The organism is Enterobacter sp. MGH85 (assembly GCF_001037655.1).
GTDB classification, from domain to species: Bacteria; Pseudomonadota; Gammaproteobacteria; order Enterobacterales; family Enterobacteriaceae; genus Enterobacter; species Enterobacter intestinihominis.
In genome coordinates, this window is the sequence record NZ_KQ089925.1 from 2,735,134 (window position 1) to 2,759,933 (window position 24,800).

A 24,800-nucleotide genomic window follows, 5' to 3' on the forward strand; every position below is an offset into this window, starting at 1 on the left:
AAATGTTTATCGCCGGTACGCCATCCGTTAATTGTTGTTACAAAAAAATGAGAGCATTTTTTAGTTTACGTTAACAAATGTTTTGGTGGCTTTTTGAATGCTGGTGCTAAAAAAATAGCGGTAAAGCCCAGTACACATGGGTTTTCTTTCCACTTACTGTACAGCCTAATTTCCAAAAACGAGACCCGAATCGTATAGCCGATTTTTTAGCGTTTTAATCTTGCATGGAAAACCGTTAATATAAACCCAATTAGCAGTCAGTAGCGTTATCCCTATTCTGGAGACATTTCCTTTGATCAACGTCCTTCTTGTTGATGACCACGAACTGGTGCGCGCAGGGATACGACGCATTCTTGAAGATATAAAGGGTATTAAAGTTGCCGGCGAGGCGTGCTGTGGCGAAGATGCCGTCAAATGGTGTCGCGCGAACTCCGCAGACGTGGTGCTGATGGATATGAACATGCCCGGTATTGGCGGGCTTGAAGCCACGCGCAAAATCGCGCGCATGTTCGTTGATACCAAAGTCATCATGCTGACCGTCCATACCGAAAATCCGCTGCCCGCCAGGGTCATGCAGGCGGGGGCTGCGGGGTATCTCAGTAAAGGTGCTGCACCGCAGGAAGTCGTCAATGCGATCCGCACCGTTCACGCAGGGCAGCGCTATATCGCTTCTGATATTGCTCAACAGATGGCGTTGAGTCAGATTGAACCGGAAAAAACGGAATCTCCGTTTGCCAGTTTGTCTGAGCGCGAATTGCAGATTATGCTGATGATCACTAAAGGTCAGAAGGTGAATGAGATTTCTGAGCAGTTGAATCTCAGCCCGAAAACGGTCAACAGCTATCGCTATCGGATGTTCAGTAAACTGAACATTCACGGTGATGTCGAACTGACTCACCTGGCCATTCGCCATGGTTTGTGCAATGCGGAGTCGTTAATAAGTCAGTGAGTGAAGCGTTCGATTCAAAAGCATTTCTGAAAACCGTCACCAGCCAGCCAGGCGTCTACCGGATGTACGATGCTGGCGGTACGGTTATCTATGTCGGTAAGGCGAAAGATCTGAAGAAACGCCTTTCAAGTTATTTCCGCAGCAACCTTGCCTCCCGTAAAACCGAAGCGCTGGTCGCACTTATACACAACATTGATGTCACCGTAACGCACACGGAAACGGAAGCGCTGCTCCTTGAGCACAACTACATTAAGTTGTATCAGCCGCGCTACAACGTTCTGCTGCGTGATGACAAGTCCTATCCGTTTATCTTCCTGAGCGGCGACACGCACCCGCGGCTGGCGATGCATCGTGGCGCTAAGCATGCGAAAGGTGAATATTTCGGCCCCTTCCCGAATGGTTATGCCGTGCGGGAAACGCTGGCGCTTTTGCAAAAAATCTTCCCTGTTCGCCAGTGCGAAAACAGCGTTTATCGCAACCGCTCCCGGCCATGCCTGCAATATCAGATTGGCCGCTGCCTGGGACCATGCGTTGAAGGGCTGGTGAGCGAAGAAGAGTACGCGCAGCAGGTGGAATATGTCCGCCTGTTTTTAGCCGGGAAAGACGATCAGGTGCTGACGCAACTGATTACCCGCATGGAAAAAGCCAGCGCGGCGCTGGAATTTGAGGAGGCCGCACGCATCCGCGACCAGATCCAGGCGGTGCGCAGGGTGACCGAGAAGCAGTTTGTTTCCAATACGGGCGACGACCTCGATGTCATCGGCGTTGCCTTTGACGCCGGCCTGGCCTGCGTTCACGTGCTGTTTATTCGTCAGGGCAAAGTGCTCGGCAGCCGCAGTTACTTCCCGAAAGTGCCGGGCGGGACTGAGATGGGTGAAGTGGTGGAGACCTTTGTCGGCCAGTTTTATTTGCAGGGCAGCCAGATGCGTACGCTGCCCTCGGAGATCCTGCTTGACTTCACGCTGGACGATAAAACCCTGCTGGCGGACTCACTTTCAGAGCTGGCAGGTCGCCGGGTGAATGTCCAGACGAAACCGCGCGGCGATCGTGCGCGTTATCTGAAGCTGGCGCGAACCAATGCCGCCACGGCGCTGACCACCAAACTTTCCCAGCAATCGACCGTCAGCCAACGTTTAACCGCGCTTGCTGCGCTGCTCAAGCTGCCGGAAGTGAAACGCATGGAATGCTTCGACATCAGCCATACGATGGGTGAGCAGACCGTGGCGTCGTGTGTGGTCTTTGATGCCAATGGACCACTGCGGGCAGAGTATCGTCGCTATAACATCACCGGCATTACGCCCGGTGACGATTATGCCGCCATGAACCAGGTGCTGCGCCGTCGCTATGGTAAAGCGATTGAAGAGAGCAAAATCCCGGACGTTATCCTTATCGACGGCGGGAAAGGGCAGTTGGGGCAGGCGAAGGCGGTATTCGAATCGCTCGACGTGGAGTGGGATAAGAACCATCCGCTGCTGCTAGGGGTAGCGAAAGGGGCAGATCGTAAGGCTGGCCTGGAAACGCTGTTCTTTGAGCCGGAAGGCGAGGGCTTTAGCCTGCCGCCAGATTCCCCTGCACTGCACGTGATCCAGCACATCCGAGATGAGTCGCACGATCATGCCATTAGCGGACACCGCAAAAAACGGGCGAAAGTGAAAAATACCAGTACCCTTGAGACGATTGAAGGCGTCGGGCCAAAACGTCGCCAGATGCTGTTGAAGTATATGGGCGGATTGCAAGGATTACTCAACGCCAGTATGGAAGAAATTGCAAAAGTGCCGGGTATTTCGCAAGGGCTGGCAGAAAAGATCTACTACTCGTTGAAACATTGAGGGCTCTGTAGCAACATAGAGCTAAATTTTACTGACAACAGACAGTTACCGTCATCATGCGATTTAATATCCCTACGTTGCTTACTCTCTTTCGCGTTGTGCTCATTCCGTTCTTCGTCCTGGCATTTTACCTGCCGGTCGTCTGGGCGCCTTTTGCCTGTGCGCTTATTTTCCTGATTGCCGCCGTGACGGACTGGTTTGACGGTTATCTGGCGCGTCGCTGGAACCAGAGTACCCGCTTTGGCGCGTTCCTCGATCCGGTTGCGGATAAGGTGATGGTGGCAATCGCGATGGTGCTGGTGGCGGAACATTATCATACCTGGTGGGTGACGCTGCCTGCCGCGACCATGATTGGCCGTGAGATTATTATCTCTGCCCTGCGCGAGTGGATGGCGGAGCTGGGTAAACGCAGCAGCGTGGCGGTGTCCTGGATCGGTAAAGTTAAAACCACTGCGCAGATGGCGGCGCTGGTGTGGATGCTGTGGCGTCCGAATGCTTGGGTAGAGTGGGCCGGCATTGGTCTGCTGTGGGTTGCGGCGGTGCTGACATTGTGGTCAATGTTGCAATACTTGAACGCTGCGCGCGGTGATTTGCTTGAACAGTGATCGTTTCGGCTTAATTTTCAGCAAACGATCCTGAGATGCAAAAAATAACGTTGACTCATAACGTCATATCAGTAGAATGCAACGCATCGAACGGCGGCACAGTAAGCCGGACGATAATGAAATCAAGTGCTTAGCAAGTCGTTAAATAGTTACTTGATAACATGCGGGAATAGCTCAGTTGGTAGAGCACGACCTTGCCAAGGTCGGGGTCGCGAGTTCGAGTCTCGTTTCCCGCTCCAGATTAATGCATCGGCAGTTTGCGGGTGCAGGTCGAAAGACAAAAGATTTAAGGCGCGTTAGCAAAGCGGTTATGTAGCGGATTGCAAATCCGTCTAGTCCGGTTCGACTCCGGAACGCGCCTCCACTTTCTTCCCTGGCCGGATGGTGGAATCGGTAGACACAAGGGATTTAAAATCCCTCGGCGTTCGCGCTGTGTGGGTTCAAGTCCCACTCCGGCTACCATGGGAAAAAGTAGAATAATCAAAGCAATAAGCAGTGTCGTGAAACCACCTTCGGGTGGTTTTTTTGTACCTGCAATTCACGCCCTGTGCATATCCTGTGCTCACGGGGGGCAATGAAGTGCCTTCTCACGCACGGTAATGCCACTTCACTCGTTTTTCCTCAAACATAGAGAACAGGGGGGCTGTCCAGTAGTTCCGGTACGGTTCTGGTCTGATTCAGTTCCGTGCTGTTTTGATGCGTTTGACGATTCTGAAACTGAGTGAATAGTTGTGAATTCCCTGTTTTCGAAATGCCAAAGCTAAATGTCCGCTGAGAGCGAGGAGCGGAAGTTTGACAAACGGATGTACGAATTGAGGAAAGATAAGGTATTGACCACAACACTTTTGCCGAATGATGTTATGGTTGATACTACTCACGCAGTATCAACCACGGTGGTGCCTATAAATGAGATGGCGTTTACTCAGTACAACTCTACTTCTATCCTGCGCCATCTATCCAGGCAAAGGTATCGCTGATAAGTGCGAAAGGCTGGATAAGGAGGGGCTTCTAATATATCAGCAGTTTAAGAAATCCAAGATGTGTAAGGATTCGACTATCAACGCTGGATGGACAGACTGTTTATTTAAAGCCTACGGTACTAACATTCTTCTTTCTGGTGCAATAGGAACGACCATCGACGAACGCACCACGGGAATTTCGGGTAGCGGATTCTATGTCCTCTCTGTTGATGAACGAGCCAAGGTTAGAACGTTTATTGATCGGAAATTGGGTCTTCTATTGAGGGTGGAAGGGAAAGACAACCTTGAAAAGTCTGGATGCCTTTACAACGAGGTGTACATAACACTTGATGCTCGGGTACTGGGTCCAGGTGAATTTAATACGTTGACCATGGGGATTGAGTAGCATTAGGGGCTTCAGGTAAGATTGGGGTGATAACTGCTTTTTTACAATCCATCATGTTCTTAAGATCCTGGCACTGAGCGGACCACCCAGCTGAGCTGAAGGTCCGTTGAGAGCGAATAGCGGACATTCAAATTCAGTTGGAATTAACATTCATTGCTGATTAGTGGCCTTGTCTCCTTCCCTAAGAGATTCTGAATAATTCTGGTGCAGCATTGCCACCAGAGGCATCAGATGATTTTCCGTTAACGGTGCCAGTAGCAGAGATTCAGAACCGTCAGTGGGATACCAGATAACTTCTTCGATCTCCGCCGCTGGCTGAAAATCGCTCGCAGTAAGGACGCTGTGATAAATCTCAGCAACAACGACACGTCCTGGCTCGTTTATCGCCTTATCTGTGAAACGCCCAACATAGCTAACGTCCTGACCAGTCAGGTTAAGATTCAGTGATCTCCCCCTTGAAAACAGTGCCGGTCTAAACTGAAGTATCCGGTCTTTCTTTTACCCAACAAAGAGGCCATTCCGTCATGAAAAAGACCCGTTATGCACAACTCGTCTGACATTTCTATGCTCGCCATAGGCGCTATCGAAGCGCAGACTCCTGTCGCCCGTATGCTGGCGCAGTCGAATGAAATTACAGAAGCGACGTATAACCTGACGCGGGATCAGAAAAGGATCCTGCTGATTGTGGTGGGCCGCCTTCGAAACGCGTCACGTAACGGCGCAACGCCCACCGTCGCGTTCGAGTTTACCGTCAGCGAATATGCGCAGATGTATGATTTGCCCTCAGCGGAAGCCAGCAAAGATATTCGCAAGGACGTGAATGGCTTTGCTTCCCGTGAAGTGGTGCTCTATATGACGGAAGAGGATTCCGGCGATGAGAAGGGTTCTGTTGCCTACCCCTGGATGATTCAGCGATCCTACAACCGCTAAAGGCTTGGGTTGATGAAGCGAGCAAGGCCAGCTGAAACAACCCGGCAGAGATTAAAGAACAGTACCGTAGCGCCAGCATTTTGAAAAACAGGCGTGTGGTATTCAACATAAAAGGAAATGACTACCGGCTAATCGTCGCAATAGCGTATCAGCGAGGATGGATGTTCGTTAAGCTCGTCGGGACTTACCGCGAATATGACAAGATTAACGCTGAAACGGTTGAACTGGAGTAACACTATGCAGATTAAACCAATCAGAACTGAACAGGACTACGAAGCCGCACTGCTGGCGGATTCACCTATGTTTGATATAGAGCCTGAGCTGAACAGCCCCGAGGGAGATTTCTTTGAGGTGATGTGTCTGCTCATCGAAGAGTATGAGAAAAAGCACTACCCCATCGAAGCACCTGATCCGATTGAAGCCATTAAATTCCGCATGGACCAGCAAGGTTTGACAGTGAAAGACCTGGAGCCCGCTATAGGCAAATCTAACCGGGTCTATGAGGTATTGAACGGAAAGCGTAACCTCACCTTACCAATGATTCGCCGTCTGCATGACCAATTTGGTATACCACTGGAAAGCCTGATCGGGACGTAATTCACAAAGGCAGGCCGTCAAATCGGCCTGCTTTCCACAATCCGCATGTTAAACCTTACCTGATTTCCATATGAGGGCAGTTTCTACACCCCCTGTGGAAATGGAGACAGCTTTGTCCCGCAGTTGGTGGATTTCATTATTGAGGGTATTAATCCACTTATTTAGTAACGCTGACGTAAACAGAGAAGGTGTTAACCTCTGTTTTAAAGTTATCAGTCATAACCGCAATGTAAGCGTTCTTTGTCTTTTTAAACTGCTTCAAGATTATTTGGACATTACTTGTACACACAAAGGAGGTCGCCAATACACCGTCTTTCCCGGAGAAATCTTTTAAGAATGTACAATCAACCATTCCATCATTTGCCTTAAAAACTGCTTTATCGCCTTGCCATGTAAACGTAGCATTGACATTGTTATCTAAAGATTTTGCAATTAAGCGTTGGCTATTCGGTTTGGTCACTGATGTTTCATCATGCAAACGATAAAGCCCATTCGACTTCATTTCCGATAAATATTTGCAAGCTTCATCACTCCCTTTATCACATCCATCGCTATATAATTTACTTGCTTTGTATAGGTCTTTTTTCACACCCAGACCATTTAGGTATAAATAACCAAGGCTAGCCATCCCATAAGGTGACCCTTTATTTACAGCTTGCTCTAAATAGTATTTAGCTTGCGAGTAGTCTTTTGAGGTTCCTTCACCATCAGTTAACATCACCCCAAGATTGACCATCGCCCCAACGTTGCCGAGATCTGCTGATGTTTTATACCACCTCACCGCTAGTGAATCGTCGCGCTTTACGCCTATACCGTCATCATACATTCGCCCTAAATGATATCCAGATTCGGCATTACCTTGAATAGCAGACTTTTTATAGTATTCAAAAGCCTTTTTGGTGTTCTTCTTTACCCCAAGGCCATTTTCATAGAACCAGCCCATCTTTAATTCTGAAACTTCGTTCCCTGCATCAGCACCCAATTGATAATATTTCCTGGCAAGAACGGGGTCTACAGAACCAGCTAAGCCTTTTTCATATATGACTGCGAGGTTTTGGTAAGCATTACCTTTATACCCAGCCCCTGATTTTTTAAACAATTCGATAGCTTTATCGTAATCCTGTTGAACTCCATAACCAAATGAATATATGACTCCTAGAGAATATAGGGCGTTCTGATTGTTATGCCCAGCAGCTTTTTCAAGCCATAATTTGGCTTTAGAATAATCCTTTTCAACACCATCACCATTTAAATAAATAATACCTAAGCTAGTTTGAGCCTCGACGTCGCCTCTCGATGCATCCTCTTCAAGCGCGGAGATCTTCTCCGATGCATAAGCCGTATTATTCCCAGATAAGAGGAGTAATATTAAAAGCATTTTATAATTAATTCTCTTCATTAAAATCTCTTTAACTTAGTAATGGGGATGCCGCCGAGAGATATATCAATATGTTAAATTTTATCCTTTCAAATTAAAGGGGTAATCTACATATCAATTCTAAGAATCTTTCGTTTTATCATTGACCTCAAACACAAGCAACGCTGAAGGTCTCGTATGCTAAAAGCCTGTAAGTATACGCCATAAGCCACAGTTCTTCTCCCATTTTCACTGGCTTGTAGATGACATTCAAGTCCGGTACCTCAGGGTTACTACACGTTCAAATCACCAACCTATAACGTTTTCCTGTTCTTCCGTACCATTATGGGCAAAGGCGATGGTAAGCCTGATCCGGCTCCGGCCGTGAAGAATGCAGAAACCACCCGTGTTTATCCGCTCTGGGATGTGGAAAAAGAAGTTAAGCCGATGCAGTTCCCGGATGCGAGCGGCAAACGCATTAACATGATGTATCCGACCGACAGCAACTACTGGACGAAGCTGAAGGACTTTGTTGATTATGAGCCTCTGACAGCTATCCCGGATGAAACCCGTAGTGCTCTGCTGAGTATCGGTATGGTGAAAGGCAAGCCGTTCAATCCAACAGCAAAGCAGCAGGAAATGCTGAAGAAAGCCGTTGAGGCTGCACCCCGCATGATCCTGGCCCGTCGTCAGGTGGGACGTGACGATCAGCGCCAGCTCTATTACAAAGATCGCCAGTGGGAAACCTCCTGGGCCGGTGCCACTGCCGAGTGGATGCAGTACGGAACGCTGGACGAAAACCAGCGTGCGGCCTTCTTCCAGATTGCTTACTCCAGCGCGGCAGCAATGGTGATGCACACCACCGGCGCAGGTTCTAAATATCCGTTCGCGACCAAAGATAAAGACGGTAAGTTCCTTGATGGCAGCAATACCTATAAACTCCATTTGCCGGCAAATCCACCTGCGGCGCTGTTCTGGGCGGTAACCGCCTATAACATCACCGATGGCACCATGCCGGAAACTGACCAGTTACTGCCTTCCACCAATGGTTACTACAACATTCCGAAGAACAGTGATGGTTCTATCGATTTGTGGTTCGGGCCGAATAAACCAGAGGGCGTGGCTGATAATGCCTTTATCAAAACCGTACCGAATCGTAACTTCCTGGTAGCCCTGCGCCTTTATGGTACTGAGGATGGTTTCTACGACCAGACCTGGGTTCCGGATGACCTGATTAAAACCAGTCAGTAGAATTTAAGGCATACACCTGTAACAGGTGTGATTTATCACTGAGAAGCGCCAACACTAAGCCCTGCGTTCACGCGTGGGGCTTTTTTGTTCCAGTCATTCTCCCTGTCAGTGAAAATAACCAGTTGATAATAATAAAATATCCCACTTACTGCTTAACTTACTTTGAGCATATGTATGCTGACAGACAGGTTATGTGCATAACCATAAACCGGGATGATTTTCATGAATACAAAATATCTACAGCTTCTGATACTTTTTGCGGGAACCGTACCGGGCGTATTACTGGCACAAACAGGGAATGTAAAAACAGAACGTGAAAAATCAGACGATGACCCAACGAAAGTCACCACTCAGGTTGGTGTGGCCTGGTCAGATAACTATGATTTTAATGACAGTGACGTCACATTTTCTGGCTCACTGGCGCTTGACCCTGCCCGTAAGCTCAATGCCCGTATCAATAGCGACGCCTCTGAATGGCGAGTCGGTGGCTCCTGGTTATTCCCCATCGGTATTTTCAATTTTAATATCGGGAAGAATGATTTCTCCAACGGCGCGTCGCAAACCAACTATTCAGTTGGTACATTTTTGCCCCTGAGCTACTTCGGCATTGAGCCTGCCGGGTTCCAGATATTTCCGATGGCGGGCTATACCTATAACACGGGTGAGGCGGTTGAGTGCCAGAAGGATAAACACAGCGCGTGTGAGCAGGCTGGCTTCAATGGAGCCCCCTCACCTGAGAACGGTTTTGCACCAACCAATATTTCAGGTGGTAGTGGCTATCTTGGGGCATTTGTTCTGAAACCCGTAACGGAAAGTCTGCGTCTGATGGCCTTTCTGGGTGGTTCTTATGGTTCAGAAAATGATAATGGTGAGAATTACAAAGGCTACTTTGGTGGCGTGGGGATGGGCTACTCCATCAATCAACACCACTCATTCCGGGCGATGACCTACATTCAGGACAATAACACCTATATTGATAATGCAGACAAACGCCTGCTGCTGGCATACAAATATCAGTTCTGAGATAAATAACTGAATAAGTGAAGTTTTGCTCCGAACCGTCCAGCTAAAATCAGGAGTGAAGGTGCAGTGCCGGGTGCCTCCCGGTGAGCTTACGTCAGTTAGCGTATAGCCCGCGTGACCTTAAAACGGAGTTCACTGAACGCCCCACCGCACAGGGGGATCCACTGCCTGATTGATACTAGTGTTTTTCTCTGAGCAAACAAGTCCTGACAGGGACTCTTCATCGGTTTGTTGAAATTGAGACCCTGAACTTCCGCTTATGGCACGAAGCGGACCAGGTAACTGAGCTAAAGGTCTGCTCTGAGCGATCTGCGGACATAGCTAACAGCATTCTGTGTGAGTCAACGGGGAGCAGGTCATTTAAGAAATTGCGATGATTACCACTGTAAAATTTGAGAAGCTATAGAAACTCGGCTGGGTACCACAGGAACTTCAAATGCGTTCAGAAAATCGGCAACATGAACGGCAATCATTCTTCAAGTACATGCCATTAAGTACTGCAAAGATTGTGCTTAAAAATTCGACGCTACGGTGGAGTTCTCCCTCTCTTTTGAATGATCCTTTCGACGTACCAAGAGAGCTTTTCCCTGAAGTGTCTGAACAACAAGTCTCGACTGCCTTTGCTCAGAAGTTAATCCATGAATTTCAAAACCCTAGAGATAATCTCGACGAACTCGAACCCGGCATCATAGAAATATTTCAAGGCATGAGAAAGAGCTTCCCTTTAGGTATTTCTTCGGAAATGAATCAGCACCTTGTAAATATGATGAGCGCAGCCGTCCAAATAACAGATGCACTGTCTGCACTGCAGGAGCTGAAAGAGCATTGGTTAAATACGCTTGATAAAAAAAGAGTGATTTGCGTATCGGAAGAGCCGGACATTATCCCCATGTGGAATCACTATGCCGATGGTTATAAAGGTCTTGTTCTAGAGTTTGAGTGCTTGGATGAGTTGGATAGCGTTTGGCTGTTGGCAAACCCTATCAACTATACTGACACCAAACCCTTAATCTACAGCGCCGAGGGATTAGCTGAGTTAGCATCTCGCAATATACGATGGCAACAAAGTACCTGACTGAGGAACTTATGCGCATAAAAACAACAAATTGGGCATATGAGAAAGAATGGCGAGTTTCGACAATTAAGAAAAGCCATGAAGATGGTCTTTATAGTGACTATGGGTTTCATATCAATGAATTAATATCCGTTATTTTAGGGCATCAATTCGATAACTCAGAACTACCTACCATAATGGCGTTAACTCAAAAGTACCCAAATGCAACCATAAAGCGCGCCAAGCTTACCGCACAAAGGGAACTGGTTTTTGAGGTCATATCTTAATTATGGTCATGCAACATTGCACAGCCTCGATAACGAACTTCCGCTCCTAGCACAGAGCGGAAATTCTACTATTAACAATTAATCCCCATAAACAATCTCCCGCCCCGGCCAAGCCCCCCCGCAACAACCCCCTTTTTATTCACATATTATTCTTATGATATCAGTAAGATACATGAGGATAATCATGCAGAAATCCTTCCGATTCACCAATTCATCCATCAAAGCCCTTCCGGCAAACACAGATACCCGATCTACAGAGCTTGAGGTGTCTGATACCGAAGTCATCGGCCTTAAATGTCTCTCAGGCCGAACGGGTAACAAACGTTTTCTCTTGCGTTACACATTCTACGGTACCAAAAAAAGTATCAGTATTGGCAGATTCCCTGAAATTGATGTGGGGACAGCCCGTCAGATAGCGCGTCGTCACAAAGAGTCAATTGCACTGGGTAATGACCCGAAAGCGGAACGCGATAACTACCGTGCGATGCCCACACTTAGTGAGTTTTTCCACCAGACCTATGTTCCGTTCATCAAGCGCCATAAAAAGTCCTGGGATAAGGATGTGCAGCGTTTCACGCAATACATTGAATCCCGTCTGGGGAAGATTCGTTACTGTGACCTTCGGGCCCGGGAGATCCAGCAGGTGCTTTTCGACATGCTTGAGGGTCGTATTCACGGCCAGCAATATGCCCCGTCTACCTGTAACAGGGCACTGGCTATTCTGAAAACGATGGGGCGTTATGCGCTACGACAGGATGTCCTGGAGAAGAATGAAGCCGATAAGATCCCTTTGCTGAAGGAGAATAATCAGCGGACGCGCTTTTTTGACGCTGATGAGATTAGGAGGATCCTCGATGCTGCATCTCGATACCGAAATAAAGCTGCTGGTGGGCTGATCGCCATGTTGCTGCTAACTGGCACCCGCAAATCAGAAATGCTTAACGTCATGCACAAACATATTGATCGGGATAACAGGTCCTTGTTTATTCCTTATACTAAGAATGGTCGCAGCAGGACTGTGTATCTCAGTGATGTCGCATTATCGATTATTGATTCGATCCCAAGGGTTGGCAGTAACCCCTATCTGTTTGCCGTAAAAGATAATGGAAAGCCGATATCAGAACCACGGTGGGCGTATCAAAAAATACTGGCCGAGTGCGGTATAGATAAGAGTGAAGTCTGTTTTCACACCACGCGACATTCCGTCGCATCATTACTTGTCTCCAGTGGTCAGTACAGTCTGTATGACGTTAAAGCCCAGCTGGCGCATGCCAGTATTCAAAGCACGGAGCGCTACGCGAAATTGACACCAGAGCGTATGCGTCAGACCGGGCAGGGCGTAACAGATCTTCTTTTGAACACCGTTACTGTCGGTAACAATGATGATTTTAGCACCCCTTAAACGTGGAGAATGATTATGTCGTTAAAATGTCCTAAGTGCGGTAGCCGAAACACAGTGACAGAAACAGCCGGAAAGATAGCGGCGTTGACTCACGATGATCGGTTCCTGACAACGTCAGCGGGTTATATCAGCCCGGGTCAATTATCTGAATTGCTCAAAGACATCATCAGGGCAATAAAACGTCTCTTTGGGTTTATGGAGCAACGAGAGAGAAATAATGCGCCAGTGCTGGTCTGTAAATCGTGTGGATATTATGAGCGAATATAGATGGCCTCTGAAGTCAATTCCAGATTCTTTACCCTGTCTATATAACCCCGATACTAAAAACGTATCGGGGTTTTTGTTTATGAGGATTGTTCAATGAAATTTGTCTCGAACTGGCAAGACCTGCCGTCGCTCCTTCTTCCCGATTCAGTTATGACTATCCTGAGAAAAGAGCTGATACTCCCATTTGATGATGAATCTTCTGCAATGAATTTCTGGGGAGAGGTCGGAGTAACATTAATGTACATTGAACCTGATGATGTTCCTGGAGATATTAAGCGACACGTATTGGATATAATCCATCATTTAATTGCAAACCCCGAGTTCGTGGTCAGTCTGACAGAAGAGTATTACTTGATGCTATCAATTACAGAAGATAACGGAAATGGCATTTATCTGTTGTTTCATCCCAATTGCCCTCTGGACGGGATTGATACATTAATGTCTATGGCGGAATCCCGTCTGTAAATCAGATTATAATCAGGAGGATAAAATGAGAAAATCAAAGTCAGCAAGAAATAATAATGAACACGATGAGTTGGAGTTAAATAATGGTTTAAGTGATGTTGAAAAAGGCATCGCTGAAGATGAGCAAATATTATCTGAAGAGAGTTATAAGTTGCTCATTGAATCAGGACAGGCGGAAAAAATCAGTCCTAAGGCCAGTGGTATGCTGACATGGCAACTAGCAATGGCTGAAACAGATAATGAGCTTTATCTGCGCCTCGTGGCAAATGGCAGCGGAGGGTTGTTCTCTAAAGACTGGATCCCACTTTCTAAGATTGAAAGTGTACTAGAAGTTCAAGCGACAACGGGCTTCACATCTAGCGTATTCAGACCATTATTTAAAGGGGCTAGTGCCAATAATGCTGGTTTTCTGGCTGCTGTTCTGCGCTCGCCGGATCTATGCCTGCTGGAGGCTCATCCAGAGAAATTATTTACGCATGTTTTATATGCTGACTGGCGGGTGAGACTGAAAACGCTCAACAAGATTGGTGATCGAGAAAAGAACGCGGAGGATTAATTCTTTACCAGTACGTTCATACAATCAGAAACGGCAACTCACCACTGTTCATCTTCTTCAGGAAAAAGTCATTATGCAAACCCAGTATGCCTTAAAGCAGGCAGGATTAACTCTGCCTGTTACCAAATTATTTCAGCAGCACATCGCTACGCTTCTGGCAGAACAATCTCAGCAAACATCGGTCAGGGCAGTGGTCATTAATTTTCGTGACCCGGACTACAGTGCAGAATCCGGCGGATTTCATCCGGTTGAAATGCGTTTCATCCGTCAGGATAACGAGTGGTATTTCGATTATGTCACAGACTTTAGTTACATGGGGCGAGTCTATCCGGAACTGGAAAAGGAAATAGATTTTTGCTGGTCGGGTCATTACGTCTACCATTATCTGATTGGCGATATTTCATTGGCGGCAGAGAGGAATGAACTCTGGTCCTTATGGGAGGGTAATTTTATGGATTACCTGTCTATGGGGATTTACCGGGTAACGGTAACTGTGGAAAGTTGTTGACCTGTTATGAACAGGAAGAAAACGGGCATCTTTGTAATCCTCTTCATGCGCAGTACATCGCAGCATGATGATGATACTGGTTGTACCGGACCGTTCGCATAAACATGTGCAGACACGGGGGATCTCAGATCCCTCGTGGTTTTACCAACATTTCCCCTAAATGACCAATCAGGGGGATGTCTGTTAATCATTACCCCAACGGACGTTTTACACCCTTAAAATTATTTCGATATTACAGTTGGTTAGACGCAATTGTGAGTAAGGGTTCTTAATTTCAAATCCATAAAGGTACGGACTATGCACCGAACACGAGGCGAGAAAATAGCCGAGAGACTGGGATGGATCTTACTTCAGCTTTATACGGGCAATACCCTGTCAGTCGATGACATTTGCCAGCAGTTTTCCGTGTGCCATCGCACAGGGCAGCGTGACTTATTGAGAGTGGAAACCGTAACAGAGGTGATTGCACCCGGCAAAGTGCGACTGGCCCCTCTGATAAGAGAGCGCGTCAGACAGGGTATCTGAGGGTTTTTTATTAATGCCAGATAATACAGACCGGCTGAAAGCAGATATTTTTGGAACCCCCTAAGAACGAGGTATCGAAATATTTTTATCAACCAGGACATAACCTGTCCCTCCCTCATATTACCCTTCGTCTGAAATATATATCACACGCATAATTTACCGAGGCTTCATATCATGAAAAAGATTGTTATTACATTTTTTGTTATAGGATTTTCTACCACCTCGTTTGCAGCCAAAATATCGCTTGAAACGGCAGGGCTCTGCTATGAAGCGACCCGACAATCAACAAAAATGGCCATGCTATTAGACCCGGACGCTGCTGAATATAAACATCTCAATAACAATACGAAAGAGTTATTCGGAACGCTGTCGGGGGGCGTGGGAGAAAAGGATTCAAAGAAAATACGGGATGCCTGGAAAACCGTCCTGGATAATGCCGGAATGGAAGGTCGCATGGCTAAATCTGATGGATATCGGGAAATGAACCGATATCCACAGGAGGTGATTATGCAGGAAGCCAATAAATGTGTCCGTCTGGCTCTTAAAGCAGGACTTGTTAAACTCTGAGTCCTTAAGAATAATATCGGGAGCATAAGCTCCCGTATTCTTCAGGCACAATATAATGCCAGTCAGATTTTTCGTTTTTCCAGATGACACTGATAAGATGTTCCACCTTGGTCGGCGATAAACCAGTCTACCGCTTCTCCCGTAAGTCTGTTAATCGAGACATGTGATACACCCCCCCAATTTTTTTTATCTCTTGAACCCTCGATCACATACTCTATTTTTTCATCAGTGATTATGGGATGTACAACCCGGAACCAGGTATCATCCCGTCCTTGTGGTTCGCCATCAATATCAACAATTACGGCTTCAGTAAACCAGGAAGTACTTTTCCCGTTAGCAACACACGTACTACCTGAATTGGCACTTATGTTGAAACAGAGTTTGTTTTGTGACAAATAGGGGCTCGGCCAAATACTTGCAGAGTCATCCCCACTTTTGTCTTTAGGGCTGCACGCAATAAGGGATGATTCAGCCAGGGCAGGCAAGCTTACGAGTAGGGATAACGCAAGATATTTAAATTTCATGGGGGGAGATGTCCTTATAGGTGGTTCTGCTTCCAGGTGCAAAGCTAAACCACCATTCTTAGCTTTACAGATATAATTTGAAAACCTTGTGGGATCTTCGGGTTAGGTTGTGTCTCTTAACCTGAGATAACTTACACGGGAGCCATCGCCCCCGCTATGTTTTTATATATTCAGCCGAAAATCCAGTTCCAGGCCTTTTTTAATCCACTGACTACGGCCTTTTTGGCGGCTTTTACGACCACGCGCAAAGGCGCGGGTAGGGTATTATCAATAATATCGTCAAGAGCGCGATCAACGGTATCACCGAATCCTTCCGTTGCCTCTTCTGTAACTGTACGGGTTTTGTGCTCGTCTCTCACCTGAGAAGCGACGCCGCTTTGAGCGTGCTTTGGGAGCGCACGAACCATTGCCTCCACCAAATGGGTCACATTGTATCCCTCACTGGCGGCGACAGCGATCACCGGATGGTCAGTAAACCCAAATCGCTGTGTGATATATGCTTCTTTATCGAGGATATTTTGCATCTGGGATGGAGAAGGCCGGGCGTTGTCAACATCCCACTCACGGAATGGCTCAATTTTGTCGACCTGATTAAGCACAAACAGTGTTTTAGCCTCACCGCCAGCAGGGGCCAGCACATTTTTGTAGAAATGTTCATCCGCAGAAAAGGCGCGATCATCGCCTTTAATCACCCAGAGAACCAGATCCAGCTGTGGTAACAGATCACGATAAAGTTGTTCATATTCAGCGTCACGCTCAGCATTTTCGCCCACACCCGGAATATCAATCAACCGCACTGAGCGTTTGCCAAACTGGATGCGCATTTCCTGCGTTTCACGGGTACAGGCGGCCACATCGCTGACTGCACAAATATCACCCTTAAAAATCGCATTACATAAGCTGGACTTCCCGGCTCCGGTCTTTCCCATAATGCCAATGACCGGCTCATAACTGATAACGTCATTGATGCGTCGGGCAATACTGTCCCTGATATTTTCAGGTAATATTTCAAGAGCATCCTTCACAGGATTTCGATTTTTAGTTTCTGTATTATTCATCTTGAGCACCATTCTCCATTCTCGCTTTAATTAACGCACACTCGTAATAAGAAATAATTACTTTTAGCAAGGCATTCACTTTTTCCAGATCACGGGGTGCCGCGTAACCGACGATCCCTTTTTTCATAGGGCTGAAGCGTTCCTTGCGGGAAAGGTTCATTGCGGCCAGTTGATCATCAATACCGTGCATTAACAAATGACCGTTTTCGCCAGCACTGAAGTGATTGCAAATCATCTCGGCATGCCTGAGTAGGTTTTCGGGAACTACATTGAATGGCGCGTCAAGCCAGGCTTTAAGATGCGCATTCTGTTCATTATCGTTGGCGTCAAGAAGACCGCTGAGTAAGTCCGTTGCTATGTTTTCGAAAAAATTCTCGAGCGCTTTTTCATCTTTATTCATTAGAGGTATCTCCGGTTGATTCCGTACTTTCATTCTGCTCGTATCGTTTCAGGGCAAGGCGTATGTCTTGCGTAACCTGATTACGAATCGATGCTGGTTTTAGAACTTCAACCTCGGGCATCCAGTATTTGATGAGAGGGATAATTTGGCCGAAGTGAGCCACCCGTGAAATCACGAGCAAATCACCGCTTGCGGAAGTGTGAATAATTTCCTGACCCGGCAACAGCGCGCGGCGCAAGAACCACGGGGCTACACGTGCAGAAACTGACATCAGTACTTCAGTAAGCTCTGCGCCATACCAGATACTTTCCGCATTCTCGATTTGCAGATGAATTTCCGGCGACATGGCAAATGACATGTTACTGGGGAGAACCTGTTTCATCGCTGAAATGACGAAACTTTTCAGCACTCCTCCCTCAATGGCAGCGAGATACCAGATCCCTCTGTCACTGACGAGACGATAGGGTTCAATGGCGCTGTAACTTTTCGCTTTATACATAAAGCTTATTTTTTTGCTGCCGCGAATCGCGTCTGACAATGTATTCAACGTAGACATAAAAACCCCACAATTTTCGTAGGGACGCTGTTTGATCAGAAACGGATTATTTTCGGCATTGCCCAGCAATATGCCTAACAGGCGGTCATCCCAGCGTGGAAATAACCCTTCAATACCCAGAATACGCGTAAAGCGGCGCAAGTCAGTATTGCTGCGCTGTCCCAGAACACCAACGGGAAGATGATATTTCTTACCACTGCGAAGAAGGTTGAGATAAGCCAGCCGCTGCGTAAGATCACGCCGGATGGTCTTATCACAGACATTAAACTCTTCAGCGAGCCCACTCACCGTGACTGATTCACCGTTGTTAAGGCGAGTCAGTATCAATCCAAGGCGATACCCAAGTTTGTCATGCTTATCCATTCAGGCATCCAATCAATTGAAGCTGGAAGGATATTTTCAGCAGGGTGCTGGACAAGATGAGTCCAGGTTGAAGCAGGATTTCTAAAAAATAAAAACCATAAAATTCAGTGGTATATTTTCTGTATGGTTTTTGTGGACTCAACCTGTCCATGTTGTGGTGGTTGCGGGAAGCAGCTTTATTACCGGTGCCTCATTACCCCCAAACAGTAAAGCCCACGACAGGGAGAGTGGGCTTAGCAAACAGGTATTCAGCGTGAAGGATTTACAACACTGCCGAGGGCAATGCGAAGCCGGGATATACCAGCTTTATAAGGTCCATCAGGCGATTCATTCGGGCAGTCAGGGAATCAAAGATAATGGGTGGGAGCTTAGCCCGACCTGCATTTTTTACATCGCTGGGTGTCACAGAGTAGCCTGCCTCGACCAGCCATGCAGCTATCTCCACACTGGTTTGTCGCTTTCTGTCGTCCGGCGTAAGCCCCCATTGATATTGAGCCAGGGCCCGCAGGAAAAGGCGAACAAGGACGTCATCGCTTCGATTTTGTCCTACTTTCAGTTTCAGAGGGGTAAAAATGTTTCTGCAATAGAGAAAATCACACCAGTCTTCCCAGTCTGCTTCATCTTTCAGGCTGTGTGTCTGCCGCCAGTCATCGAATAGCTGGCGTTGCTTAAGTGCCTGGGCTATATCATTCCACGGACGGGAATACATCAACAAATGTCCATCATTCATGGTGGGGGCGATCAGTTGGCGCTTAAAGTCGAACTCCAGATTTAACCGGATATCCGACTCAACGGCGACAAGGTCGCTTTCATTCAACCACATATCACGGGTTGAAATGAGAGATCCCCTGCGAAGCTTCTGACCCGGAGCCCTGTTAAGATAGAGGTCCACCATATAGCGGTTATAGTCGTCGCGGGGAATATCAGCAGGGGGTTTAACGCCTGCACGGGCGTGTACGATTGGGTAGCCTGCAAGTTCTTTATAGGTCAACTGCCCCCGGGTTTTCATGGCGACAAGTTGCCGGACCTGATGTTTACAGGTCAGCATAGACGAGCCCGGATCCGCAATGCCACATAACGCCTGAAAACGTGATGATAACGGGCCAGACATATCGATATTCTCGATAGCGGAATCCGTCAGAAAACCATCTGTAGTCACACTGACCACTGTTGCATTCGGCGGGAGTGCATTCATCAACTCGCCCACCACCGCGCGGACAAATCCCGTGACATGTGCAGCAAAAAATGGCTGGGTGACTGACGAAGGCGGCAGAGGGCTGTTCAGCCCTCGGGCGGTATCAAATGCAGTCTTTGCGTGAAGACCCTGAGCGAGTTTTCCGTACAGTGAATTTCCGATCTCTTTCCAGAATTTCTCCTCCAGAGACCCTTTATCATGGCGATTACGATTTTCGCGTACCTGTTGCACAAAGGGTAAAAACACGGAGCATACTGGTTCTGCCGGTGATGAGGAATCATTAGATTTATACTGACGCCAGGGGATGATAATACCGTGCTGAATAGTCATTTCCGCACCCAGAGACAGAGCGAGGGCCATTTCCGGGGCGGTCGCCCATGACTCACCCGTCAAAGGGAAAAACAATCCGTACTGGTCGGTTCTGACGGGCAGGCAGGGGTAGCGTACCGTGTCGGGGAATCGAAAACTGACCAGCGCAAATCCCATGGTATGCCCGCAAAATTCCTCAGGATTTTGGCTCTGGTAAATATTATCGTAATCAGGCTGCAAAATATCTAACAGCCCGGTGGTGTAAGCGCCTGCTAAATCGTAGTCATACCATTGGCTTTCAGGGGTAATGCCCATCATGAAGCATTCATTTCGACCGCCGTGATAGCAGTTGATGGCGAACGTCTCATAGAGTTCCCTTGCGGGTATACTCTGCGTCGATTTTAACGTTCTGAATCCCTGAGTGTCCGGGTTCCAGCGCTGGCGCGAGTCCGTCCAGGTTCCCATACAGACTTCGGGAGACTGGCCGCTTTCCTTAATGGTCTTGAGAAACCGGGAAACAGCCATCGCACCAATCGTGGTGGGGATGCGCTCAATCATCAGACTTTCAGTGCAGAACGATTTCACCTGTAAGGCATAGCGCACGGCAATTTCGGCATCACGAACTGCATAAGCTTCGAAACCGCGTCGATCGCCTTTTAAATACTGGCGCATATCGCTGATTGAATAAGGTGCTGGAATGGTTAGTTTTGGCAGGCCAAGTAATTGGCCACATTCCGCCAGCCCCATCCCACCCGGAGTGATCAACAACGTATCGGTGAACATCACATTGCTGCAACGGGGCGGGCTGGTCCGTTTATCAAACGTGATGAGGCTATTTTTTTCACGACGATTTTCGACTTCATCAAAATCTATGCCGTAACGGTTTTTAAAACTGCTGACAGTGCTGCGAATTCCTTTCAGCAGTATTTTGTGATCGCTCCAGAAATCGGAAAACGAGGCAACATCCGCCCGCAGGAAATGAGCATACAGCGTAATCGAACCCGGCCATTCGGTGATCTGCTCATTCTTCAATAGCGGCGTCAGGGTTTTCGCGAGAAAGTTTTTCAGCGACAGGCGATCTTTTTTGTGGGCGCTGGCGGGATACAGGATACCGGGAACACCCGTTCCATCAGGCAGCACGACATAGCTCTGATAAGACAGAATGTCGTTTTGCTTTGTCTGTGGGTTATAGACATATTCAGTGTCAAAGCCGATATCAAGATGTAACTGGCTGCTGACGTCCAGCCGTTTTTTTGACTTTTGCGGTATTAACGGAAAGTTATCACGTGTTTTAGTCGGTCTGGAGTCAGATTGCGTCACGCCAGCCGCATTCGCGAGCAGTGCATTCATGTCAAACATAAGTATTTTTTTCTTATTCAGGTGTGCGGTGTCATTATCGACACCGCTAATTGAGGGAAAATCAGATAAGGGCTGTGCGAATATCCGCAAAAAGTTGCTCTTTTTGTTCATCGTCGTGGGTCGCGACGAACGAAACAAACTTATCGCTTACTTTAATAACAACGCCATTCGGGGTCTTTTCTACCATCGGCAGGAGTCTCGAGGAGAGAAGGCAATTGGCATGTAACCAACGGAAGTTCATTGCTTCAAATTCGCGACCGCCAAGAGCGATAGCCAGTTCCTGCAATGCAGCATCAAGAGTGTCAGATTTGGCTGATTCACTGACGAGGGTGCCGCCATAGCGGTTAATCAGCATCAGGATAGCTTGCTCGTCGTTCTGAAACAGGCTGATGCCGTATACGAATCTCAGTCGGGCAATGCAGCGATTACCTTCGTAAATAGCCTCGTCAGACAGACCGCTTTTGAAAATGCTGGCATAGACGGTAAATGCGGCTTTCGCAGCCTCGTCCGAATCAAAATGCTCAATGTGCAGTGCGCGGCTTGCCCGGCCAATAAAGTACAGGCGGTTTTCAACGATACTGATGCCACTGACATCAGAGACAGGGATGATCTTATCGCTTGAGTTCACCAGGTAATCAGTGCTGAGTGTTGTTGAGGTTGTCATATTTTTTTCGCCTTATCAGGAAGTAATGTTATTAACGTGAAATTTGGATGTTCGTGAGTTGCTGCCGTTCCCAGGCCTCCACCTCAGATACTGGAAATCTAATAGCACGGCCCAGCCTGATGAACGGAGGGAGTTTCGCCGGATTTCGGGTGATATCGCTGGCAATCGTGCTGGGGGAAATGCCCCAGCGGAGAGCAAGCTGTTTACTGGTGATGTACATAACGGGGCTCCTCTGAGCAAAAAATAGTTAAGGTTCTGTCAGTCACTGCCGGGCCCAGCAAGGGTGTGCTCACATTACGAGCTGTGCAGTTAGATGGCACTTCATAAAACTCACAGCTCATCTTGTCAGATTTTTTATTTAAAACTATCAACCACTTGTGTAACTACCGACTGAGTGTCCGCTGCATTGTGAAACGCATAGCGACGGGTGGCAGTGAGTGAATGGTGATTCAGTAACCGGGAGGCCATGGCGATATCGCTGGTTGTCTGTAGCACACGGCTGGCAAAGGTCCGGCGGAGGTCGTGCATTCGCAGATTTTCAATGCCAGCATCCCGGCAGATTCGGGCAAAGGTTTCACGCGGATAGCTCAACTGACGAGTTGCATCGGTCAGGCGTGGAAAAACCCAGGACGTACTGAGTGCCAGTTTCTCTTGTCGCCGAATAATGGCTGTTGCGGGAGCTGCAAGCGGGCAGGTGAATGGATGTCCAGATTTGGTATCAGGGAGCAGCAATTGCTGTTCATCAGGATGCCAGTATTCCCATTTCAGGGCACAAACTTCACCAATACGCATACCGGTATAAAGGGCAAGTAATATGGCATCGGAGGCAGGAGTCTTCAGGGCTTCAGCCGCAGCAATAAACAATGGAATTTCAGTGGCAGAAAGTGTGCGATATCGGATGTTATTTTCTTTCAGATAACGAACATGGGTCATCGGAGAATGACTTATCCATTCAGCACGTACGGCCAGAGAGCATATCTTTGAGAGTATTGCCAGAAGGCGGTTAATGGTTGACGGGCGTAATGTCGAACGCAGGTCAGCAGCGAATTGTTCTATTTCGCCAGCGGAGATATCTCGCATGCGGCGCTCTCCCCAGTAGGGACGAATATGACGATTGAGTTTTGAGAGTTCAGATTGTGGGTTTTTCTTATATAGCCGCATGTCAGGTAACCACAAGTCGCTGATAGCCTGTTCGACGGTATATCGACGGGACTGTATGGAAAGGCGTTTTTTATTGCCAAGAAGAAGCATCGTACGCAAGCGGGCATCTTCAACACCGAGGAGCGGGAAAGTCCCCAGCGTTTCATAAATCCGTTGATTATTGATGGTCGCCCGAAATGCCAGAGTGATGCTATTTTGATAAACAAGTGCCCGCAGATGGGGGCAGTGAATATCACGGTATTCCTGACAACCTGTCTTCGGATGTGGCAGTTGTTGAAGTGATTTAGTGCTGAAACGCAGGTCAATAATGGACATCGTAGTTCTCCTGTGAATGTGTATCAGGAAAAATACGATGTCAGATGAGCTAATAGCGAGTTGTCATTTTCACAGTTCATCATTTCAATTTAGAACTGTATTTTTTATCTACAGATGAACTTTCTCTGCGGGTCGTGACGCTATGAGTTCATTTAGTCTGAGCAAGTGATAGTAATCGGGTGACATATTCATTTTTGCTGAGACGACCCACATCGTTAATCTTTGAAGGTAGTCCCAGAGCTGTCGATTTTAGATCTAATAATCCTTTAACGGTTTTACTTTTACCTTCAAGGAAAAGGATGATTTCTTTGGCTGTGGGTTTCCATTCTGGGAAGATAAGCAGTGCAATGTAAATATATGCTTTGTATAAAATCTGGTTTATGTTTTTTTGGATCCCTGTCAGGTTTTCTTTGTTTCTGGGGATGGTTTCATCAATAACAAATCGGTCAGGATTAGTTAATGTAATTGCATTGTCTTTTTCATTAATAAAGTGTTGCATGACCTCATGGGGTAACATTGCAAGAGTAATCAATTGAAACATGGCGGGGTGGTTGAGGCATTTATCTTTAATAAGCCCGGAGTTTTTCATCTTATCTAATATTTGCAATAGAAAGTGAAAATAAAATTCATCACAAAGTCTTGCAAAGAAAAGGAGGGCAGCATCCTGGGGTTCCAGATTTGAAATTTTTGGGAGTGAATTAGTGAAATCGGAGGATTTGATATAGGTTATGATTTTTCTGCGGGAAATTTTGAGTGCTTTGTTATGAATGTGCATCGAAAACTTACCATTCCAGATGTAGGGTTTGTTACTTTGATACGTTTTTTCATCTACAAGTGTATCAAGAATATTTAGTAATGTGAAAATCGGATGTGTCGGATCGTTGGGTGCCTTATTCAGTAAGTTCTTCAAAAATGCATCGATTTCCTTTAAGGTTTTATCAGGGATTTTATTTTGTTTAATCGAATCATAGCCGTAGATATTAATGGCCAGTACTTTGAATTCCTCACATTGCAGTACACACCATTTCTCAAGGTAATCAGTATACTGAAAAAAATTAATATAATTGGACAATAATGCGGAGGGCGCGAAAATCTCGATAGAGGCTAATGAGGAGCGCATCTTACGTGTGCCATCTGGTTGCTCTTGTGTCATCAGGTGTAGTAAATCGCCCTCAGTGAAAATTTCGGATAATTTTTCAATATCATTCTGATACTTAGCGAGCAGTTGAGCATTTTTAGGATGTCGGTCAGGATGTTCAAGGTAGTTTTCAAACATAATGTGCCTCGTTTATTTAGGGCAGATCCCCTTTACTGAAGGAGGTTTGCAAGGTAGTGCTTTGATTACAAGAGCATGAGTAG

At 47.0% G+C, this 24,800-nt stretch carries 25 protein-coding genes, 3 tRNA genes and 1 pseudogene; 19 read left to right on the forward strand and 10 right to left on the reverse strand.

From position 1 onward, the window contains the following. Positions 1-292: 292 nt before the first annotated feature. The 10 genes and pseudogenes from uvrY to SK51_RS12930 all read left to right on the forward strand — a co-directional run bounded on the left by uvrY (position 293) and on the right by SK51_RS12930 (position 6,275). Positions 293-949, forward strand: a complete 657-nt coding sequence (uvrY, locus tag SK51_RS12885) for a UvrY/SirA/GacA family response regulator transcription factor (protein WP_017384478.1) — start codon at positions 293-295, stop codon at positions 947-949. Further along, complete coding sequence (gene uvrC, locus SK51_RS12890; protein ID WP_022648536.1) at positions 946-2,778, forward strand: excinuclease ABC subunit UvrC; 1,833 nt, start codon at positions 946-948, stop codon at positions 2,776-2,778. The genes uvrY and uvrC overlap by 4 nt, the downstream gene beginning before the upstream one ends. A gap of 56 nt (positions 2,779-2,834) precedes the next feature. Continuing rightward, the gene (pgsA, locus tag SK51_RS12895; protein WP_003859652.1) at positions 2,835-3,383 is read left to right on the forward strand and encodes a CDP-diacylglycerol--glycerol-3-phosphate 3-phosphatidyltransferase; all 549 of its coding nucleotides are present in this window, start codon (positions 2,835-2,837) and stop codon (positions 3,381-3,383) included. 163 nt (positions 3,384-3,546) lie between these two features. Then, positions 3,547-3,622, forward strand: a tRNA-Gly gene (locus SK51_RS12900). Positions 3,623-3,673: 51 nt separating this feature from the next. Next, positions 3,674-3,747, forward strand: a tRNA-Cys gene (locus SK51_RS12905). Positions 3,748-3,758: 11 nt separating this feature from the next. Beyond that, positions 3,759-3,845 (forward strand) — tRNA-Leu (locus SK51_RS12910). A 444-nt stretch (positions 3,846-4,289) separates the two neighbouring features. Further along, entirely contained in the window at positions 4,290-4,748 is a 459-nt protein-coding gene (locus SK51_RS12915; RefSeq protein ID WP_048206741.1) for a hypothetical protein, read from the forward strand. Positions 4,749-5,288: 540 nt separating this feature from the next. Next, entirely contained in the window at positions 5,289-5,678 is a 390-nt protein-coding gene (locus tag SK51_RS12920) for a RepB family plasmid replication initiator protein (protein ID WP_053072947.1), read from the forward strand. Then, positions 5,648-5,911 (forward strand): annotated as a pseudogene (locus SK51_RS12925) (type II toxin-antitoxin system HigB family toxin). The gene SK51_RS12920 and the pseudogene SK51_RS12925 overlap by 31 nt, the downstream one beginning before the upstream one ends. 4 nt (positions 5,912-5,915) lie before the next feature. After that, entirely contained in the window at positions 5,916-6,275 is a 360-nt protein-coding gene (locus SK51_RS12930; protein WP_048206742.1) for a helix-turn-helix domain-containing protein, read from the forward strand. 157 nt (positions 6,276-6,432) lie between these two features. Here SK51_RS12930 and SK51_RS12935 read toward each other — a convergent pair whose 3' ends face one another. Beyond that, positions 6,433-7,674: an SEL1-like repeat protein gene (locus SK51_RS12935; RefSeq protein ID WP_048206743.1), complete on the reverse strand. Its 1,242-nt coding sequence runs from the start codon at positions 7,672-7,674 to the stop codon at positions 6,433-6,435. Positions 7,675-8,016: 342 nt separating this feature from the next. Here SK51_RS12935 and SK51_RS12940 point away from each other — a divergent pair, with 342 nt between their 5' ends. The 9 genes from SK51_RS12940 to SK51_RS12980 all read left to right on the forward strand — a co-directional run bounded on the left by SK51_RS12940 (position 8,017) and on the right by SK51_RS12980 (position 15,537). Continuing rightward, positions 8,017-8,883, forward strand: a complete 867-nt coding sequence (locus tag SK51_RS12940; protein WP_230679790.1) for a DUF1214 domain-containing protein — start codon at positions 8,017-8,019, stop codon at positions 8,881-8,883. A gap of 213 nt (positions 8,884-9,096) precedes the next feature. Beyond that, positions 9,097-9,906, forward strand: a complete 810-nt coding sequence (locus tag SK51_RS12945) for a hypothetical protein (protein ID WP_230679791.1) — start codon at positions 9,097-9,099, stop codon at positions 9,904-9,906. A 436-nt stretch (positions 9,907-10,342) separates the two neighbouring features. After that, a complete protein-coding gene (locus SK51_RS12950; RefSeq protein WP_053072948.1) occupies positions 10,343-10,981 on the forward strand; it encodes a DUF2971 domain-containing protein in 639 nt (212 codons plus the stop codon). A gap of 11 nt (positions 10,982-10,992) precedes the next feature. Continuing rightward, positions 10,993-11,247, forward strand: a complete 255-nt coding sequence (locus SK51_RS24965) for a hypothetical protein (RefSeq protein WP_053072949.1) — start codon at positions 10,993-10,995, stop codon at positions 11,245-11,247. 184 nt (positions 11,248-11,431) lie between these two features. After that, positions 11,432-12,649, forward strand: a complete 1,218-nt coding sequence (locus SK51_RS12955) for a site-specific integrase (RefSeq protein ID WP_048206744.1) — start codon at positions 11,432-11,434, stop codon at positions 12,647-12,649. Between the two features lie 360 nt (positions 12,650-13,009). Next, entirely contained in the window at positions 13,010-13,381 is a 372-nt protein-coding gene (locus tag SK51_RS12960) for a hypothetical protein (RefSeq protein WP_226876832.1), read from the forward strand. Between the two features lie 25 nt (positions 13,382-13,406). Then, positions 13,407-13,937, forward strand: coding sequence for a hypothetical protein (locus tag SK51_RS12965; RefSeq protein WP_048206745.1), 531 nt, complete (start codon positions 13,407-13,409; stop codon positions 13,935-13,937). A 73-nt stretch (positions 13,938-14,010) separates the two neighbouring features. After that, positions 14,011-14,445, forward strand: coding sequence for a DUF2787 family protein (locus SK51_RS12970; protein WP_048206746.1), 435 nt, complete (start codon positions 14,011-14,013; stop codon positions 14,443-14,445). A gap of 699 nt (positions 14,446-15,144) precedes the next feature. After that, positions 15,145-15,537 carry a hypothetical protein gene (locus tag SK51_RS12980; protein ID WP_021536923.1) on the forward strand — a complete coding sequence of 131 codons (393 nt, stop codon included), beginning with the start codon at positions 15,145-15,147 and terminating at the stop codon, positions 15,535-15,537. Positions 15,538-15,599: 62 nt separating this feature from the next. On the opposite strand, the gene SK51_RS12985 is transcribed toward SK51_RS12980, so the two are convergent. The 9 genes from SK51_RS12985 to SK51_RS13025 form a co-directional block, all read right to left on the reverse strand. Next, positions 15,600-16,061 carry a hypothetical protein gene (locus SK51_RS12985; RefSeq protein WP_021536924.1) on the reverse strand — a complete coding sequence of 154 codons (462 nt, stop codon included), beginning with the start codon at positions 16,059-16,061 and terminating at the stop codon, positions 15,600-15,602. Between the two features lie 170 nt (positions 16,062-16,231). Then, positions 16,232-17,119: a GTPase family protein gene (locus SK51_RS12990; RefSeq protein ID WP_038417052.1), complete on the reverse strand. Its 888-nt coding sequence runs from the start codon at positions 17,117-17,119 to the stop codon at positions 16,232-16,234. After that, the gene (locus tag SK51_RS12995; protein ID WP_021536926.1) at positions 17,112-17,519 is read right to left on the reverse strand and encodes a hypothetical protein; all 408 of its coding nucleotides are present in this window, start codon (positions 17,517-17,519) and stop codon (positions 17,112-17,114) included. Before SK51_RS12995 ends, SK51_RS12990 begins: the two co-directional genes overlap by 8 nt. Continuing rightward, positions 17,512-18,438: a helix-turn-helix transcriptional regulator gene (locus SK51_RS13000; RefSeq protein WP_023314385.1), complete on the reverse strand. Its 927-nt coding sequence runs from the start codon at positions 18,436-18,438 to the stop codon at positions 17,512-17,514. The genes SK51_RS12995 and SK51_RS13000 overlap by 8 nt, the downstream gene beginning before the upstream one ends. Positions 18,439-18,700: 262 nt before the next feature. Further along, positions 18,701-21,301 carry a hypothetical protein gene (locus tag SK51_RS13005; RefSeq protein ID WP_407057367.1) on the reverse strand — a complete coding sequence of 867 codons (2,601 nt, stop codon included), beginning with the start codon at positions 21,299-21,301 and terminating at the stop codon, positions 18,701-18,703. Positions 21,302-21,362: 61 nt separating this feature from the next. Continuing rightward, on the reverse strand, positions 21,363-21,965 hold the full coding sequence (locus SK51_RS13010) for a hypothetical protein (RefSeq protein WP_048206748.1): 603 nt from the start codon (positions 21,963-21,965) through the stop codon (positions 21,363-21,365). 31 nt (positions 21,966-21,996) lie between these two features. Then, the gene (locus SK51_RS13015; protein ID WP_048206749.1) at positions 21,997-22,185 is read right to left on the reverse strand and encodes a helix-turn-helix transcriptional regulator; all 189 of its coding nucleotides are present in this window, start codon (positions 22,183-22,185) and stop codon (positions 21,997-21,999) included. A gap of 134 nt (positions 22,186-22,319) precedes the next feature. Then, positions 22,320-23,441 carry a tyrosine-type recombinase/integrase gene (locus SK51_RS13020; protein ID WP_048206750.1) on the reverse strand — a complete coding sequence of 374 codons (1,122 nt, stop codon included), beginning with the start codon at positions 23,439-23,441 and terminating at the stop codon, positions 22,320-22,322. Positions 23,442-23,589: 148 nt separating this feature from the next. Beyond that, complete coding sequence (locus SK51_RS13025) at positions 23,590-24,717, reverse strand: hypothetical protein (protein ID WP_048206751.1); 1,128 nt, start codon at positions 24,715-24,717, stop codon at positions 23,590-23,592. Positions 24,718-24,800 lie beyond the last annotated feature (83 nt).